Source organism: Sulfitobacter noctilucae (genome assembly GCF_000622365.1).
Lineage (GTDB): Bacteria > Pseudomonadota > Alphaproteobacteria > Rhodobacterales > Rhodobacteraceae > Sulfitobacter > Sulfitobacter noctilucae.
This window is the reverse complement of sequence record NZ_JASC01000004.1, coordinates 90,930-107,564: the sequence shown is the minus strand read 5'-3', so window position 1 is coordinate 107,564 and position 16,635 is coordinate 90,930. Positions and strand designations below refer to the sequence as shown.

The following is a 16,635-nucleotide window of genomic DNA, read 5'->3' as shown; positions in this document are numbered from 1 at the left end:
ATGGACCTGAGTTATACCGACGAAGAAAAAGCCTTCCGCGATGAAGTGCGGACGTTTCTTGACGAAAAACTGCCGAAAGATCTGGCGGACAAGGTTGCCGGCAATGACGGCGACGACCTGACCAAAGATGATATGGAGCGCTGGCATGCGATCCTGAACGAACAGGGCTGGCTGGTGCCGAACTGGCCCAAAGAATTTGGCGGTGCCGAGTGGAATGCCGTTCAGCGCCACATCTGGGAAGAGGAATGTGCCGCTGCCAACACGCCGCGCGTTGTGCCCTTCGGGTTCTCGATGCTCGCGCCTGTGCTGCAGAAATTCGGCTCCAAAGAGCAGAACGATTATTGGCTGCCGCGCATGTTGAACGGCGACGATTGGTGGTGTCAGGGCTATTCAGAGCCGGGTGCCGGTTCCGACCTCGCCTCGCTCAAGACGACTGCCGTGAAATCCGACGATGGCAAACACTACATCGTCAACGGCCAGAAAACATGGACCACGCTGGGCCAACACGCCAACATGATCTTCTGTCTGGTGCGCACCGATAAGGACGTCAAACAGCAAGAGGGCATCTCCTTTTTGCTGATCGACATGGACACACCGGGCATCGAAGTGCGCCCGATTATCCTGCTCGACGGCACGCCCGAGGTGAACGAAGTCTGGTTCACAGATGTCAAAGTGCCGGTCGAAAATCTGGTCGGTGAAGAGAACAAGGGCTGGACCTATGCCAAGTATCTGCTGACCCACGAGCGCACGAACATTGCAGGCGTTGGTTTCTCGCAGGCGGGTCTGAACACCGTGAAGCGCTTGGCGAAATCCGAGATGGCGGGCGGCAAGCCGCTCATCCAGAACCCGCATTTCGCCGCGCGTGTGGCGCAGGTTGAGATTGATCTCAAGGCGATGGCGACCACGAACATGCGGATCATTTCCAAAGCGGCGGCAGGCTCGGCCCCCGGTGTCGAGGCGTCGATGCTTAAGGTCAAAGGCACAGTGATCCGTCAGGAAATCAACGATCTGGCCCGCCGCACGGCAGGTGCCTATGCGATGCCTTTCGCATCCGAGGCTGTGGAAGGATCGAACGCCGGTCTGCCCGATCCGCTGGGCGCAGGCCCGGTGGCGGCGAAATACTTCAATAACCGCAAACTGTCGATCTTTGGCGGTTCCAACGAAATCCAACGTGGCATCATCGCCAAAGTGACCATGAGCGGGGGCGCATAAATGAACTTTGATCTGACAGAAGAACGGCAAATGTTGCAGGACACGCTGCGGCGTTTCCTGCGCGACCGCTACGATACGGCGACGCGGAACAAGATCCTCGACAGTGACACCGGCATGTCCACCGACATCTGGAACGAATTGGCAGAGTTGGGCGTCATCGGTGCCTTGTTCACAGAAGAGCAGGGCGGCTTTGGCGGTAAAGGTTTCGACATCGCCGTGGTGTTCGAAGAGCTGGGCCGCGCAGGCGTGGTCGAGCCATTCCTGGATACGGCCGTGTTGGGCGGTGGTCTGGTGGCCGATCTGGGCACCGATGATCAAAAGGCGCTGATCGAAGAGATCATCGGCGGGACGTGCCAGATGGCATTCGCCCACGGCGAACCGACCAGCCGCTATGACCTGAACCGCGTTCAGACCACTGCCAAAGCAGATGGCGATGATATCGTGCTGAACGGTCACAAGGCAGTTGTCGTAAACGCCGAAGCCGCGGATCATATCGTGGTTTCCGCTCGCGAAAGCGGCAACATCGACGACGAGGCAGGGATTTCCCTGTTCCTTGTGCCAGCGGACACCAAGGGTGTGACGGTGCAAGGCTATGCCCTGCTGGCCGGTGGTCGTGCTGCCGAGGTCATGCTGGACGATGTGCGCCTGCCAGCCTCCGCCCGTTTGGGCAAGGCCGGCGAAGCCTTTGCCGCGATCGAAGCGCGGACGGCTGCGGCCAATGTCGCCCAGTGCGCCGAGACGCTTGGCGCGATGGACACGGCCACGCAGCTGACCAAAGACTACCTGATGACGCGCAAGCAGTTTGGCCGTCCCATCGGCACCTTCCAGGCGCTGGCCTTCCGCATGTCCGATCTGCTGATCGAGATGGAGCAGGCACGCTCTGCCGTGATCAACGCTGCTGGTCACCTTGAGTCGGATCGCAAATCGCGTGAAAGCAATGTGTCGGCTACGAAGAACTTGATGGGCCGCGCGGGCCGTCTTGTGGCCGAGGACAGCATCCAGCTGCATGGCGGTATCGCCATGACGCAGGAATACGAACTGGCCCATATCGCCAAGCGCATCGTCATGGCAGATCACCGCTTTGGCGATACAGACCACCACCTTGAGCGGTTTATCAACCTTGCAGCAGCCTGACGAAAGCCAGCTCATTCGGGATGAGACCGGTACCCAGACCCTGATCGGATATGTCGTCGACATATCCGACGGGGAACAGGGCCGGTGTTTTCTCGACATCGGGCCGCAACATACCAATCGCCACGGCGTTCTGCACGGCGGCATCGCAGCAGCAATGCTGGATAATGCCTGCGGCTGTACCGGCTCGCTGACAGTGGACAAAACTGGGCGTGCGCCATTTCTGACAGTCTCGATGACCACGCATTTCATCGCACCCGGCAGGGCAGGCCGCGTTTGGGCCACAGGCACGATAAAAGGGGGCGGGCGCAGCATTCTCTATATCGACGGCGAACTGAGACACGAAGACGGCACCTTGATCGCCACAGCGACAGGCGTGTTCAAACGTGTGCCGCAGGAGAAACTGACATGAGCGCACGGATCGAAGATGCAGGTGACCGCCTGATTATCTTGAACGGCAATACAGAAAAGCGCGGTGCCCTGTCGCCCGAGCTTTACGAGTGTATTCTTACAGCGATGAAACAGGCCGAAGACCCACGCATTCGCGCAGTGATCCTGACCTCGGAAGGGCCGTTCTTTTGTGCGGGCGGCAACCTGAATGTTCTAATTGAACGGCGCGGCATGTCCGAAGAGGCGCGGCGTGGTAAAGTTGACGAGCTGCACGATCTTTTGCGGGCGATGCGGGCCTGCCCCGTACCGCTGATTGCTGCCGTCGAAGGCGGCGCCGCAGGTGCGGGCCTCAGCCTTGCGCTGGCCTGTGATATGATCGTCGCAGCCAAGGACGCGAAATTCACGGCTGCCTATGTTAAGGCGGGGCTGGTGCCGGATGGCGGCCTGACCTCGGCGATGGCCCGGCTGTTGCCACGCCCGTTGGCGATGGAAATGTGCCTGATGGGGCGCCCGGTGATGGCCACCCGCTTTGCTGAACTTGGGGCGGTCAACCGACTGGCCGGATCAGGCAAGACATTGGAAGAAGCGATGGTACTGGCCGACGCGCTTGCCGCTGGCCCACGGGACGCGCAGGGTGTGATCCGCGATCTGGTCGCGGATGCCTATGAGGCTAGCGAAGCCGATCAGCTTGATGCAGAGCGTGATGCGATGGCCGCTGCCGCTGGGCGGGACGAGGCCGCCGAAGGCATTGCAGCATTTTTGGAAAAACGCGCCCCCGCCTATCGGTGAGGACGGCGCGATAAGGGGGAGGTAGACGAGCATGGCACGGGTAGAAGACTTTTTGAAAGATCAGGTTGCGGCGCGACCGGAGGCACCTGCCTTGACCGACAGTATTGGGACGCGTTGGTCATTTGCGGCGCTTGATGCCGCAAGTGACGCGTTGGTTGAGCAGTTTCGCGCGGCGGGGGTGCAGGCCAATGACCGAGTTCTGATGCTGTCTGAAAACTGCGCGGCCGCAGTTGCGGTGCTGTTTGCGGCATGGAAAATGGACGCGGTGGCAATCCCGGTGAATGCACGCCAAACCGAAGGCGAATTGAAACGCATTCTGGATCACGCGACACCCGCTGCCGTGGTGATGACCACTCAGGTATCGAAGGATGCAGCGGCCCATGCCGAAAGGCTTGGTGCAAGTGAGATCACGGGGGCCTTTGGGGCGCTGCACATGGCGGTACGCGCGTCGAATCCCGATGCGGAACTGCATGACGTGGCGGTGCTGCTTTATACCACCGGAACCACGGGTGATCCCAAAGGCGTGATGCTGACACATGAAAACATGCGCTTTGGCGGTATGGCCTCCAGCGGTCTGCGCCGTATGACGCCGGACGATGTGATTTACGGCGTGCTGCCGCTGACCCATGTCTTCGGGCTGGTGTCTGTGATCACGGGCGCTGTCTTTACCGGGGCCACTGTGCAGCAGGATTCTCGTTTCTCGGCCAAGGCGCTTTATGATGCGGTGATGAATGGCGTCACAGTCCTGCCTGCAGTGCCGCAGATGCATGCTTTGGTCATGCAATACGCCAAGGAGCAAGGGCTGACGCAGCTTGGCTCGCCCAGCTTGCGCTATGTCTCTTCAGGTGGCGCGCCGCTTGACCCGGCATGGAAGCGCAAGGCGGAAGCATTCTATGGACTGCCGCTTCAGAACGGCTTTGGCATGACCGAGACATGCTCGGGCGCGTCGGCCACGGATAACCCGCTGGGATCATCCGATATTTCCGTTGGGCCCAAGACGCCGGGAACGGAAGTCAAAATTGATGATCAGGCACCCGGCGGAAATGGGGCGGGCGAAGGCGAACTGATGGTCAGGGGACCGCATGTGATGAAGGGGTATTATCGCAATCCGGTTGAGACGAAAAAAGCACTTGATGCCGACGGTTGGCTGCGTACCGGCGATCTGGGCAAAATTGATGAGCTTGGCCACATCCATATCCTGGGTCGGTCAAAGGAGTTGATTATTCACGGGGGGTTCAACGTCTATCCGCCAGAGGTGGAGGCTGCGCTGAACGATCACCCGCAGGTGATCCAGTCCGGTGTCGTTGGTCGCACGCGGGACGGGGATGAACAGGTGCTTGCCTTTGTGCAGATTGCCGAAGGCGACCAGCTGGATCCCGAAGACCTGCGCCGTTTTGTGGGTGAACGTCTGGCGGGCTACAAACGGCCTTCACAGATCGTGGTTGCGACCAGCTTGCCTGCTGCACCGACGGGTAAATTGCTCAAGCACAAGCTGCTTGAGACCTTTGCGGATCAACTCAACTAAGGGCGCTCTTCCACCCTGCGGCTGTCATCGCTAGACGTAGACGCCCTCCGCCGCCGCACGGATGGCTTTGATGTTCTCGCCGTAGGGGGCCGGGTTGGTGACCGAGCCGCCTTTGAACACTGCCGATCCAGCGACCAGCACATCGGCCCCCGCAGCCGCCACGATGGGGGCGGTTGTCGGGTCAACGCCGCCGTCAATCTCGATGTGGATGGGCCTGTCGCCGATCATGGACCGCAAGGTTTTGATCTTGGCACTCATGTCGATGAATTTTTGCCCGCCAAAGCCGGGGTTCACCGTCATCACGCAAACAAGGTCCGTAAGGTCCAAAAGCTCTGCCACGCTTTCTGCTGGCGTGCCGGGGTTCAGCGCCAGGCCAGCCTTGGGCCCGCTGGCCCGGATTGCCTGCAATGTACGGTGGATGTGCGGGCCTGCTTCGATATGAGCAGTGATCACATCCGCACCGGCCTGCGCGAAGGCGTCGATGTAGGGATCAACGGGCGCAATCATCAGGTGAACGTCCATGACGCCTTTGATGTGCGGGCGGATCGCCGCACAGGTCGCGGGGCCGAAGGTGATGTTGGGCACAAAATGACCGTCCATCACATCCACATGGACCCAGTCTGCGCCCTCGGCTTCGATAGCGGCACATTCGGCACCAAAGTTGGCGAAGTCGGCGGCAAGGATGGACGGTGCGATTTTGATGGAGCGGTCAAAGGTCATGGGCATGTCTTTCGGGTGGCGATGAACGGAGCGTTTGAAAGGGCTGATAGGATGGTGGCGGGTATTTGTAAAAGGGTGAATTGGGGGGCAGGGCCCGTAATACTCCCGGTACCAGTCGACGAAATGTTGCAGGTCCGTGCGGCTCTCACAGGTCAATCTCCAGCGTGGCACCTGCATCGGCGGCGCGGGACTGGCACAGGATCATCGATGTCTCGCGCTGGGCGGCAGAAAGGACAAAGTCGCGGTGTTCGACCGCGCCCTTAGTCACGCCGCATTTGCAGACACCGCAGATGCCGTCGCTGCATTTGATGTCGATGGGAATGCCAGCGGCGATCAGCGCGTCAGAGGCCGATTGATCGGCCGCAACGTCAATCTCGCGGCCCGAGGCAAGGCGTAGCTTGAAGGGGTGGTTCACATAATCCAGCACTTCCGGCGTCGAGAAATACTCAAGATGCCGGCGCTCTTCGGGGATATGGGCATGGGTGGCTGCGGTCATGACAGCTTGCATGTAGGCATCCGGGCCGCAGGTGTAAACGTGGGCACCGCGTGGCAGCGCAGACATGAGCAGGGGCAGATCGGCTCGGGTCTTTTCGTCGGACAAATGAAGGTGGACGTTTTTGGCCCAGGGCATCGCCGCGAGAATATCGCAGAAAGCGGCAGAGGCGCGGGTGCTGGCAGAGTAATGCAGATCGAAAGGACGGCCCAGCGCATGGAGGCGGTGCGCAAAGGCAATCATCGGGGTGACACCAATGCCGCCGCCCATAAGCAGGGAGTGCGGCGCATCTTCGTTCAGCTCGAAGTGGTTGACGGGTTTCGAGACAAAGACACGGCGGTTCGGGGTAAAGACCCGGTGCAGCAGAGCGGAGCCGCCGCGGCCGTCGTCTTCGCGCAGAACGGCGATTTGGTAACAAGACCGGTCAGCCGGGTCGCTCATTATAGAATAGGGGCGCAGGAATTCAGGGGCGACGACCAGATCGAGGTGCCCGCCTACGGTCCATTCGGGCAGGGTGTGACCTTGGGGGTGAGTGAGGGTGTAAAGCGTGACGGCATCGGTCAGTTGGTCGATGCCGGTGATGCGCAGGTCGAGTACGGGCGTGTCGCTGCCCGCGTCATAGAGGTGCAGGTGATCGGTTTCTCCGGCGGCACTGCGGGCGCGGTGTTCATCGGCGCTGAGCAATGCGGCATGGGCGCGGATCCCCGATTCGCGGTGCATCGGGTCGGGGTAGGGCCAGGGATGCGGGGCAAGGGGGGCCGGATAAACGGCGAGGGTTTGGTCCTCGAATTTAAGGTCCAGATCGGTTTGCAGGTCACGGGCGTTGACCGGAGCATTGGGAATGCCATATCCGCCATCCGCGCCGATTTCGAGATCCCACCACCACTTCTTGGTCGGGTTCAGCCCGCCACGCCCGGTTTTGTCGTCGAGTTTTGCCAGAAGGGGAGCGGCCTTTGGAATATGTGTCGCGGCCCAGCGAAACGGGGCTTCGGCGAACAGCCCTTCGAGGTTCCACGGACAGGTCTTCATACAGCGGCCGCACATGGCACCGCCCTGGTTGGTGATCCGGTAGGTGGCGCATTTCTGGCTGTCGGATTTCCAGATCTCGTAACCGTTGAACATTTTCTTCGGCCCGGCGGTGATGGCACCTGACGGACATTCGCGGGCGCATTTGTTGCAGGCCTCGCAAAAGGATTGCAGGCCAAAGTCGATGGGTTTGTCGTGGGTCACGGGCATTGTCGTGGTTACCACACCCGATTTGAGGCGGGGGCCGAGGAAGGGGTTCAGGATCACCTCGCCGATCCGGCTGACTTCGCCCAACCCGCTCAGCAGCAAGAGCGGGGGTTGCAGCACATCGCCGTCCATCACCGTGTGAGCCTTGGCAGCGAAGCCGAGGTTGCGCAGGTGCTGTGCGATCACGCCGCCCAGAACGGCAAAGCGCAGGTAGGCGCGCATGGACTGGCTGACGCTGATCCAGTCGTCGCCGGATGCGCCCTCCATCGTCTCGTACCCCTGGTCGATGATCATCGAGAGCGCCTGGTCATGCGGCGGGTCGATGGGCGTGCCGGTGGCGTCATGGCTGTACCACGTCCAGTCGGGGCAGGCCGACAGCCCCGCCGCGTCCGCACCGAGGAAATAGCTTGCGGCCTTGAAGTTGGCGGCGTTTTCCTGCGGGTCGGTGGCGGCTGACGCTGATGATACCGGGCCATCCTGCAGCAAGATCAGCGCCCCCAGCAGGCGGCGCTGGGCTGCGGAAGGGGCGGATTTGATGACGTGCTGGCCGCCTTTCATGGCGTCCTGCACCTTTGGCCCCATATCGCCGAACTGACCACGGGCGAACATATCGGTGCGCTTGGGGATGCGCGGCACATTGGGCGCGTCGATGAAGGTGGTCGGATTGTCCACGCGTTTGAGGGTTTCGAACGGGTGGATGCCCTGCGCAAAGCCGCGTTTGGCGAAAGGATCGGCCGTGCGGGCGCTTAGCCCGCCGTGGGTGCCGAATTGCCAGACGGGGCCATGGGCCACCGACCACGGTTGATCCTTGAGCGGGGCAAGCGGCATATCGGGGGAGAGCGCCATATCTGTGGTGACAACGGCGAGGCCAAATCGTGTGCCGATCCAGGGTGCTTGCAGGGCACCGTCCTGCCAGACGGTCAATCCTGCCGCCAAGGCACAAAGTCCCGGATTGATGTCGGAGGTCGTGGTGGAATGGACCCGCGCATCAAAGCCCAACTGACGAATGTATTCGGCCAGCACAGTGGCGTTTTCTGTACCGCGCAGGCAGGCACGTTCGGCTTGGGCATCCATGATCCACGCGGCTCCGGCCTCCTCCCGGCGCGGGTCGCGGGGGGTAGGCGGTAAGGATTATAAGCGCGTGTGTGTGGGCGGGCAGGGCCGTTGCGGGCGCGGCTGCCGCCTCGCGCAGATTGGCCATGATTACATCGACCCCAGCAGCCAGCGTTTTGGTCTGACGCTCGCGCAGGTCGCGCACCAAAGCGGCGGTGCCAGGATTGCGGCGGGCACTGGACAGGCGCGCCGCATCGGGCAGGGCGCAGATGCCCATCATCGACGCGTCGTTGTAATAGCCGAACGCCTTGAGGTGGTTGGCGCGGGCTGTCGGGTCTTCGGGAATCACGGCACGGACCGGGTTGACCTTGCCACTGCGCAGCACGTCCATCATCGCCTGAAACGGGGCCATCGCGTTTACGATGCTTTCAGGCGTCTCTGGTCGCGCAAAATCAAGCGTGGGGAAAGGGATGGAAGGCAGGACTGTCAGCGGCGCGTCCAGCCGCCGCAACCGCTCCAGCGGGAAGCCGCCCAGATGCACAGGGCGGGATTTCGAGGAAAACATCTTCATCTGTCAGAGGTGCCATAGACCGATGCCAAAAACCAGTGGGCGCTTGACTCGGCTCGGGTCGCCACTCATCTTTGCGCGAAACATCCGGGAGGACACCATGACAGATTTCAACCGCCGTCAGGCCATTGCCACGCTTGGCGCCGCAACGGCCGTGGGCCTTGCCACGCCTGCGCTGGCGCAGAACCGCAAGATCACAGTGGGTGCGCTGCGCTTTACCAGCCATTCGGCCAGCTTTGTCGCCTTCGAGCGCGGTTATTTCAAGGAAGCTGGTCTGGATGTGGAACTGCGGTTCTTTGAGGCGGCACAGCCGATGGCCGTGGCGATCGCCAGCGGTGACGTAGATTACGCGGTCACGGCGATTTCCGGTGGGCTTGTATCACTGGCTGACAAAGGCGCGATCAAGGTAATCGGCGGCGCGTTGCAGGAAGAGCCGGGGATCGACGGGCAAAAGATTTTGGTGTCGGACGCGGCGTTCCAGGCGGGTGTCACGGCCCCCGCGATGCTGGACGGCAAAAGCTGGGGTGTGACGCAGGCGGGATCATCCTTCCACTATATCGGATCGAAGATTGCGCAAAAAGAGAACATCTCGATGAGCTTCAAGCCGCTGCAGAAGGTTGGCGCGGTGATCGGTGCGCTGAAGTCGGGCCAGATTGACGGCTGGGCCATTGTGCCCCATATTGCCAAGCCGTTGGCGGGATCGGGTGCCGTCCATATCATCGGCAATGTCTCCGACTATATTGACAATTATCAGGTCACGACGGTCTTTACCTCGGCCAAGAACGCCGCCGACGAGCGCGAGATGACGACGAGCTTCCTTGCCGGATTCTCCAAGGGCGTGGCGGATTACAACAGCGCCATGATCGACAAAGCGGGTGGGGATGAAGGCGTGAACGACATGGTCAGCCTGATCCACAAGTACGTCTACACGGACCGACCACTGGAAAAGGCGGCCCCGTCGATCATTAACGGCACCATGCGCCTGAATGAAGGTGCGGCGCTGAATGTGGCGTCTGTGGCAGATCAGCTGACATGGTTCCAGTCCGAAGGGCTGGTCGATGCGGGCATCACGATGGATACCTTGGTCGATACCTCCTATGTGGACACGATTGGCGCCTAGTCTATACCAATACCGCATCAGGGGCCGGGCAAAGCGCCCGGCCTTTTGCGCTTGAAGGAATATCAATGGACCTGCGTCTGCAAAACGTCAGCCACAGCTATGGCGACACCGAAGTTCTGCGCGGCATCGACCTTGAGGTGCCCTCGGGGCAGATCGTCTGCATTGTCGGGCCATCGGGTTGTGGCAAGTCCACCCTGCTGCGCATGCTCGGTGGGTTGGAGCGGCCCGCATCCGGCGATATCCTTCAGTTGGGAGAACCACCAGCGGATTGCCTGAATCCGCTTACATTCATTTTTCAGGATTTCGCCCTATTGCCGTGGCGCAGCGTCCGCGGAAATGTGGAGTTGGTGCTGGAAGATCACGGCCTGCCCCGCGCAAAACGCGACGCGATTATCGACGATGTTCTGGCCCGCACCAAGCTGACCGAATTCGGCGCGGCCCTGCCCAAGCAACTTTCAGGTGGTATGAAACAAAGGGTCGCTATTGCGCGGGCGCTCGCCGTGAACCCGGCGGTGATGCTGATGGACGAACCGCTCTCGGCACTGGACAGTCAGACCCGCGAGTTGCTGATGGACGACTTGATCGCCCTTTGGACGCGACAACCTTTCACGGCTGTTTATGTCACGCATAATCTGGCCGAAGCCGTGCGGCTGGGGCACAAGATTGTCGTGCTGTCGCGCCGTCCGGGGCAGATCAGGGAGGTGGTCGAGCTGACCACACCGTTGGCCGAGCGCCAGTATGGCGATGCAGGACTTGAAGCGCAGCAGCAGCACCTATGGGGGCTGATGCGGGACGAGGCAGCGGCGGCGGATGCGGAGTTGATAAATGTCTGATCCTGCACAGCCGGTTTCGTTTCGCGGTGGTGGTTTTGTCGCACAGCGCAGGCGCGGTGTGGGACTGGCCGTATTTGTCGTGCTGCTTTTGCTCGCTGAATGGGGCACGCGCACGGGGTTCATTTCGCAACTGACCCTGCCGCGTCCCAGCGACGTGTTGGCAACTTTTGGGGAACTCTATCAATCCGGGCTCCTCTTCAAGCACCTTATACCATCGCTGACGCGGCTGATCGTCGGTGCGGCCATCGGCGCTTCACTAGGCATCGCGCTTGGTGTTTTCATCGGATTGTTCTCACTGGTGCGGGCGGGTCTGGTGCCCCTGATTGCGGCGATCTTTCCGATACCGAAAATCGCGCTTTTGCCGCTTTTTGTGATCTGGTTCGGCATTGACGAGGCCAGTAAATACGCGCTGATTGCCTTCGGCACTTTCACCCCCACTGTCGTCGCGACCTACGCCGCCGTTGATAACGTCGACCGCACGCTCATCCGTATGGGGCAAAGCTTCGGACTAAGCTGGCGGTCTATCGTTGGCAAGATTGTACTGCCCGGTGCCATGCCCGGCATCCTCTCGGGGCTGCGCATTTCGCTAACAATCGCCATCATTCTGTTGGTCGCCGCCGAGATGCTGGGCGCCGAGTACGGCATTGGTGCCTACATCCTGCAGGCCGGCAGCCTCTATGATCTGGAGCGGTTGTTTGCAGGTGTGGTGATCCTGTCGGTGCTGGGGGTGCTGGTCTCTGGTGTCATCGGCATAATCGAACGGCGCGTGCTGCGCTGGCGGGTCTGACGGGAACCAAGCAGCGCCACGCGGTGTTGTCTGTCTGAAACCAGATAGAGAGGTGCCGACATGGCCAGCATTAACGAAGGCGACAAAGTAGAATGGGACTGGGGCAACGGGACGGCCAGCGGCAAAGTCCAAAGCACCTTTGCTGAAAAGACGACCCGCAAGATCGACGGCTCCGAGGTTACACGCAATGGAACCAAAGACGACCCGGCGCTCTATATTGAGCAATCAGATGGCGATAACGTCCTGAAACTCGCATCGGAAGTACGTAAGGCATGACAGCACCGGGTGATCCGATCCCCGGTGATCTTGTCTATGTCACCGATGATCAACCCGGTATCCGCCGACAAAAGCGCGGGCGCGGTTTCACCTATATTGCGCCCGACGGCACCACCATCGCACGCGGTGCAGAGCGCCAGAGACTTGAAGCCCTGGCCGTGCCGCCTGCCTATAGAGACGTCTGGATGTGCGTTTTGCCGAACGGACATCTGCAAGCCACTGGCCGAGATGACCGTAAACGCAAGCAATACCGCTATCATCCCGAATGGGCACAGGCACAGTCCAAAACAAAATTCGACAGCCTTACAGAGTTTGGCAACGTACTGCCGCGCATTCGGCGTCGTCTGCGACGTGACTTGGGCGAAGACGTGGGCGAACGAGATTTCGCACTCGCCAGCGCTGTAACGCTGATCGACAACACGGCAATTCGTGTGGGTAACGCAGACTACACCCGCGAGAACGGCAGCTTCGGCGCTGTCACGCTGCAAACCAAACACATCACACTGGACGGCAGTAACATCGGGCTTCGCTATACGGCGAAGGGCGGCAAAAAAGTACGCCGACAGATCACCAACAAACGACTGGCGAAGTTGCTGGAACGCATCAGCGATCTGCCAGGTGCCGAGTTACTGACCTGGATGGATGAGGATGGTGAGAGCCATACCCTCTCGTCACAAGCGCTGAACAATTATATCGCCGACGCCGCAGGGGTAGAGGGCATTACGGCCAAGACGTTCCGTACCTGGAAAGGAACGCTAGCAGCCTATGAGATCGCCGAAGCAGGCGATGCCACGATCAAAGCCATGGCCGAGGCTGCGGCACAAACGCTGAGTAATACCCCGACCATCGCGCGCAACAGCTATATCCATCCAGCCGTCATTGATCTGGCCGGAGAAAAACCGGTTTCGGTGGAAGGGTACGATCGTGCCGATTTGCAACTGGCTGAAGGGCGGTTGTTGCATTTTCTCGACCACCTTTAAGGGGCGCTGGCCAGAGGGATATAACCTGCTATCAAGAGGCAGCAACAGAAGGCCCCCAGTATGACCACCACCCACGAAGCCGACGAAGACATCCGCAACCGCGATATCAAAATCTATGTAAACGGTGACATCGTGCACCGCGATGCGGCCAAGGTTTCGGTTTATGACGCAGGCTTCATGCTGGGCGACGGAATTTGGGAAGGGATGCGCCTTTACCAAGGTGTCTGGGCATTCTTTGACGAACACATGGATCGGTTCTTCAATTCCTGCAAAACCATTTCGCTGGACGTGGGGATGGACAAGGCGGGGATCGCGGATGCATTGGCGCAAACAGCGGCGGCCAATGGCATGACCGATGATGTGCATTGCCGTCTGATGCTGACACGGGGTATCAAGAACAAACCCTTCCAGCATCCGGGGCTTAGCACATCAGGGCCGACGCTGGTTATCATCATGGAGCATTCCAAACCTGTGGACCGGTTGCAATCGGCTGGCATCCGGCTGGCCTCCGTGCCGCAGGTGCGCGGCCTGCCGATGGCCCAGGACCCCAAGTTGAACAGCCATTCCAAGCTGAATTGCATCATAGCATGCCTTCAGGCCGAACAGGCGGGGGCGGATGAAGGGCTGATGCTGGACCCGCATGGTTTTGTGAACACCACCAACGCCTGCAACTTCTTTATCGTGCGGCGTGGTGAGGTTTGGACCTCGACGGGCGATTACTGCATGAATGGCGTCACCCGCCAAAAGGTGATTGACCTGTGCCGCGCAAACGGCATTCCGGTTTTTGAAAAGAACTTCTCGCTCTACGAGACCTATGGTGCCGATGAGGCCTTTCTGACAGGGACTTTTGGTGCGCAGACCCCCGTGGCCGAGATCGACGGCAAGCCCATCGGTACCAGGGAACGTCCGGTGACAGCTCGGATTCAGGCGCTCTACAAGGAGCTGATCCGCAACCATGTGGCGGAACGGTCCTAGCCTGTCAGCAACTCGCCAATCAGGATGGCGCGAAAGTCGTTCACGTTTGTCCCCGTTGGGCCGGTCATAAACAGATCGCCCGTCCCCTCAAAGGCCGAGTACGCATCGTTCTTTTGCAAGTAAAGCTGCGGATCGATTCCTGCTTTGCGCATTTTGGCCGCAGTGCAGCCATCGGCAAAGGCCCCTGCGTTGTCCTCTGATCCGTCGATGCCATCGGTGTCCGCTGCCAAAGCGGTAATGTGGGGCAGATTCTCGATCGCCAAGGCCAGCGCGAGCTGGAACGCGCTGTTGCGGCCGCCCCGGCCCTTGTGGCGCAAGGTCACGGTGGTTTCTCCGCCCGACAGCAGCACCACAGGTGCGGGGTGCGGAAAGCCAGTGTCTGCCACCTGCCGCGCGAGCGCAGCATGAACAAGGGCCACATCTTCGGCTTCACCCTCTATCCGGTCCGAGAGCACCCACGCGTTGACGCCAGCAGCGCGGGCCGTTGCGGCAGCGGCTTCAAGCGACATCGCGGCAGAGGCGATAATCCGGGTGCTGATACGGGGATCATGAGGTATGACTGCGGGTGCCTCTTGCGCGCTGAGATGGGTGAGGAGCTTGTCAGGCAGAACAATGCCCCGTGCATTCAGCATCTCCTGCACATCGGCGGAAGCCGGACGGCCCGGCACCGTGGGGCCTGAGGCAACCTCACCCGGCGCGTCGCCCGGCACGTCCGAGACGATGAGGGAACATACTTGTGCCGGTGCAGCCAGTTCGGCCAAGCGGCCCCCGTTGATCCCCGAGAAACATTTGCGGATATCATTCATCACCGAGATAGGCGCGCCCGAGGCGAGGAGCGCCTGGTTGAGGGCTTGCAAATCTGACAGATTAAGGCCCGCTGGTGGGTCCGGGAGCAGCGACGAGCCGCCCCCGCAGATAAGGGCAATCACCAGATCGTCCGGGCCAAGCCCGCTTACCGCGTCTTTCAGCGCAGCTGCGGCCCGCAGGCCGGCCTCGTCTGGCACCGGGTGTGCAGCCTCCATAACCTTGATTGTCTCGCAGGGCGCGGCATAGCCATAGCGGGTGACGACAACGCCCTCGAATGGCCCTTCCCACAGCGCCTCGAACGCCTGCGCCAGTTGCGCGGACCCTTTACCAGCGCCAATCACGACGGTGCGCCCCTTGGGCGGTGCTGGCAACTTGCCGCGCAGTGCTTCAACCGGATCGGCGGCGGCAACAGCGCTGTGGAACAAGCGGCTTAGAAAATCGCGGGCGGCTTGGTCCATGTGTTTTCCTGTTCCTCAGCTGACGCCGAAAATATCACGGGTGAACACCTTGCCGTCCACATCGTCAAGCTCCGGCGCGGCACGGTTGGCAACAATCACATCGCTTTGCGCTTTGAAAGCGTCCAGATCCGTCACCACTTCGCAGCCCATGAATTTCTTCTTGTCGAGGCTGGGTTCAAAAACCAGCACCCGGATGCCCGCATCACGGATCTCGCGGATCACGCCGCGCACGGAGGTCTGGCGAAAGTTGTCGGAGCCTTCCTTCATCGCCAGCCGGTGGATGCCCACGGTATCGGGGTTCCGGGCAATCACCTGAGCGGCGATGAATTCCTTGCGGGTCTTGTTGGCCTGAACCACCGCCCGCATCAGGTTCTGCGGCACATCAGAGAAATTGGCGAGCAGTTGCTTGGTGTCTTTTGGCAAACAATAGCCGCCATAGCCGAACGACGGGTTGTTGTAATGTGTCCCGATCCGAGGATCGAGCCCGATGCCGTCGATGATCTGGCGCGTGTCCATACCCTGAGCCATCGCATAGCTGTCGAGTTCATTAAAGAATGCCACCCGCATCGCGAGATAGGTGTTGGCGAAGAGCTTGATCGATTCAGCCTCTTCGGCACCGGTAAAGAGGATCGGCACATCCGCTTTCTCTGCTCCATCAGCCATCAGTTGGGCAAAGATACGCGCAGCCTGTGTATCGGCCCCCACCACAATCCGCGAGGGGTGCAAGTTGTCGTAAAGGGCCTGACCTTCGCGCAGGAATTCCGGACAGAAGAAGATATTCTCGCTGCCCAGCGCTGCCCGCATCCGGCTGACAAAGCCGACAGGTACCGTTGATTTTACAACCAGCGCCGCATCCGGGTTTGTCTTATGCGCCAGCGCCAAAACCTGTTCGACCGATGACGTGTCAAAGAAGTCGCTTTGCGGGTCATAGTCTGTGGGAGTGGCCACGATGACGAACTCCGCACCTTCACAAGCAGCTTTGCCGTCTGTTGTCGCACTCAGCTGCAAAGGCTGCTCGGCCAGCCACTTCGAAAGCGCCGCCTCTTCGATGGGGGAGGTGCGTGCATTGATCTGCGCGACGCGGTCGGCGGACAGATCGACTGCAACAACGTTATTGTGTTGTGCCAGCAAGGCGGCGTTGGACAGCCCTACATAGCCGATCCCGAATACTGCGATTTTCATGCTTTGCTGCCCTACGCGGTTTTGCCGACTGTGTTTTCACATTCGACAGTTTCTGGCAACTCTGCCTGTTACGCTCTGTGCGACAGAGCGTCACGGTGATGCA

Annotated in this window: 14 protein-coding genes and 1 pseudogene; 11 read left to right on the top strand and 4 right to left on the bottom strand. The window is 60.4% G+C overall.

Annotated elements, in window-relative coordinates:
* Genes Z945_RS0104800 through Z945_RS0104780 form a run of 5 tightly spaced genes read left to right on the top strand, consistent with a single transcriptional unit; the run spans position 1 to position 5,047 of the window.
* Positions 1-1,212, top strand: coding sequence for an acyl-CoA dehydrogenase family protein (locus tag Z945_RS0104800; RefSeq protein WP_025050978.1), 1,212 nt, complete (start codon positions 1-3; stop codon positions 1,210-1,212).
* Positions 1,213-2,346, top strand: a complete 1,134-nt coding sequence (locus Z945_RS0104795; RefSeq protein WP_025050977.1) for an acyl-CoA dehydrogenase family protein — start codon at positions 1,213-1,215, stop codon at positions 2,344-2,346.
* Complete coding sequence (locus Z945_RS0104790; protein ID WP_241434460.1) at positions 2,315-2,755, top strand: PaaI family thioesterase; 441 nt, start codon at positions 2,315-2,317, stop codon at positions 2,753-2,755. The genes Z945_RS0104795 and Z945_RS0104790 overlap by 32 nt, the downstream gene beginning before the upstream one ends.
* Complete coding sequence (locus tag Z945_RS0104785; RefSeq protein WP_025050975.1) at positions 2,752-3,522, top strand: oxepin-CoA hydrolase, alternative type; 771 nt, start codon at positions 2,752-2,754, stop codon at positions 3,520-3,522. The genes Z945_RS0104790 and Z945_RS0104785 overlap by 4 nt, the downstream gene beginning before the upstream one ends.
* A gap of 31 nt (positions 3,523-3,553) precedes the next feature.
* Positions 3,554-5,047 (top strand): class I adenylate-forming enzyme family protein, encoded by a 1,494-nt coding sequence (locus Z945_RS0104780; RefSeq protein ID WP_025050974.1) that lies wholly within the window; start codon positions 3,554-3,556, stop codon positions 5,045-5,047.
* A 30-nt stretch (positions 5,048-5,077) separates the two neighbouring features.
* Here the strand turns inward: Z945_RS0104780 and rpe are convergent, their stop codons facing one another.
* A complete protein-coding gene (rpe, locus tag Z945_RS0104775) occupies positions 5,078-5,767 on the bottom strand; it encodes a ribulose-phosphate 3-epimerase (RefSeq protein WP_025050973.1) in 690 nt (229 codons plus the stop codon).
* Positions 5,768-5,912: 145 nt separating this feature from the next.
* Positions 5,913-9,117: pseudogene (locus tag Z945_RS19365) on the bottom strand (2Fe-2S iron-sulfur cluster-binding protein).
* Between the two features lie 97 nt (positions 9,118-9,214).
* Here Z945_RS19365 and Z945_RS0104765 point away from each other — a divergent pair.
* The 6 genes from Z945_RS0104765 to Z945_RS0104740 all read left to right on the top strand — a co-directional run bounded on the left by Z945_RS0104765 (position 9,215) and on the right by Z945_RS0104740 (position 14,085).
* Complete coding sequence (locus Z945_RS0104765; protein WP_025050972.1) at positions 9,215-10,234, top strand: ABC transporter substrate-binding protein; 1,020 nt, start codon at positions 9,215-9,217, stop codon at positions 10,232-10,234.
* Positions 10,235-10,299: 65 nt separating this feature from the next.
* Positions 10,300-11,067 (top strand): ABC transporter ATP-binding protein, encoded by a 768-nt coding sequence (locus Z945_RS0104760; protein WP_025050971.1) that lies wholly within the window; start codon positions 10,300-10,302, stop codon positions 11,065-11,067.
* Entirely contained in the window at positions 11,060-11,854 is a 795-nt protein-coding gene (locus Z945_RS0104755) for an ABC transporter permease (RefSeq protein ID WP_025050970.1), read from the top strand. The genes Z945_RS0104760 and Z945_RS0104755 overlap by 8 nt, the downstream gene beginning before the upstream one ends.
* Before the next feature lie 60 nt (positions 11,855-11,914).
* Positions 11,915-12,130, top strand: coding sequence for a hypervirulence associated TUDOR domain-containing protein (locus tag Z945_RS0104750; RefSeq protein WP_025050969.1), 216 nt, complete (start codon positions 11,915-11,917; stop codon positions 12,128-12,130).
* A complete protein-coding gene (locus Z945_RS0104745; protein WP_037970579.1) occupies positions 12,127-13,110 on the top strand; it encodes a DNA topoisomerase IB in 984 nt (327 codons plus the stop codon). Before Z945_RS0104750 ends, Z945_RS0104745 begins: the two co-directional genes overlap by 4 nt.
* Positions 13,111-13,170: 60 nt before the next feature.
* Complete coding sequence (locus Z945_RS0104740; protein WP_025050967.1) at positions 13,171-14,085, top strand: aminotransferase class IV; 915 nt, start codon at positions 13,171-13,173, stop codon at positions 14,083-14,085.
* Here the strand turns inward: Z945_RS0104740 and Z945_RS0104735 are convergent.
* Positions 14,082-15,350 carry a glycerate kinase type-2 family protein gene (locus Z945_RS0104735; RefSeq protein WP_025050966.1) on the bottom strand — a complete coding sequence of 423 codons (1,269 nt, stop codon included), beginning with the start codon at positions 15,348-15,350 and terminating at the stop codon, positions 14,082-14,084. The genes Z945_RS0104740 and Z945_RS0104735 overlap by 4 nt on opposite strands.
* A gap of 15 nt (positions 15,351-15,365) precedes the next feature.
* Complete coding sequence (locus Z945_RS0104730; RefSeq protein WP_025050965.1) at positions 15,366-16,532, bottom strand: nucleotide sugar dehydrogenase; 1,167 nt, start codon at positions 16,530-16,532, stop codon at positions 15,366-15,368.
* Between the last annotated feature and the right edge of the window lie 103 nt (positions 16,533-16,635).

Coding starts and splice junctions, on each gene's coding strand:
- Z945_RS0104800 (WP_025050978.1), top strand. CDS start 1: ATGGACCTGAGTTATACCGACGAAGAAAAAGCCTTCCGCGATGAAGTG.
- Z945_RS0104795 (WP_025050977.1), top strand. CDS start 1,213: ATGAACTTTGATCTGACAGAAGAACGGCAAATGTTGCAGGACACGCTG.
- Z945_RS0104785 (WP_025050975.1), top strand. CDS start 2,752: ATGAGCGCACGGATCGAAGATGCAGGTGACCGCCTGATTATCTTGAAC.
- Z945_RS0104780 (WP_025050974.1), top strand. CDS start 3,554: ATGGCACGGGTAGAAGACTTTTTGAAAGATCAGGTTGCGGCGCGACCG.
- rpe (WP_025050973.1), bottom strand. CDS start 5,767: ATGACCTTTGACCGCTCCATCAAAATCGCACCGTCCATCCTTGCCGCC.
- Z945_RS0104765 (WP_025050972.1), top strand. CDS start 9,215: ATGACAGATTTCAACCGCCGTCAGGCCATTGCCACGCTTGGCGCCGCA.
- Z945_RS0104760 (WP_025050971.1), top strand. CDS start 10,300: ATGGACCTGCGTCTGCAAAACGTCAGCCACAGCTATGGCGACACCGAA.
- Z945_RS0104755 (WP_025050970.1), top strand. CDS start 11,060: ATGTCTGATCCTGCACAGCCGGTTTCGTTTCGCGGTGGTGGTTTTGTC.
- Z945_RS0104750 (WP_025050969.1), top strand. CDS start 11,915: ATGGCCAGCATTAACGAAGGCGACAAAGTAGAATGGGACTGGGGCAAC.
- Z945_RS0104745 (WP_037970579.1), top strand. CDS start 12,127: ATGACAGCACCGGGTGATCCGATCCCCGGTGATCTTGTCTATGTCACC.
- Z945_RS0104740 (WP_025050967.1), top strand. CDS start 13,171: ATGACCACCACCCACGAAGCCGACGAAGACATCCGCAACCGCGATATC.
- Z945_RS0104735 (WP_025050966.1), bottom strand. CDS start 15,350: ATGGACCAAGCCGCCCGCGATTTTCTAAGCCGCTTGTTCCACAGCGCT.
- Z945_RS0104730 (WP_025050965.1), bottom strand. CDS start 16,532: ATGAAAATCGCAGTATTCGGGATCGGCTATGTAGGGCTGTCCAACGCC.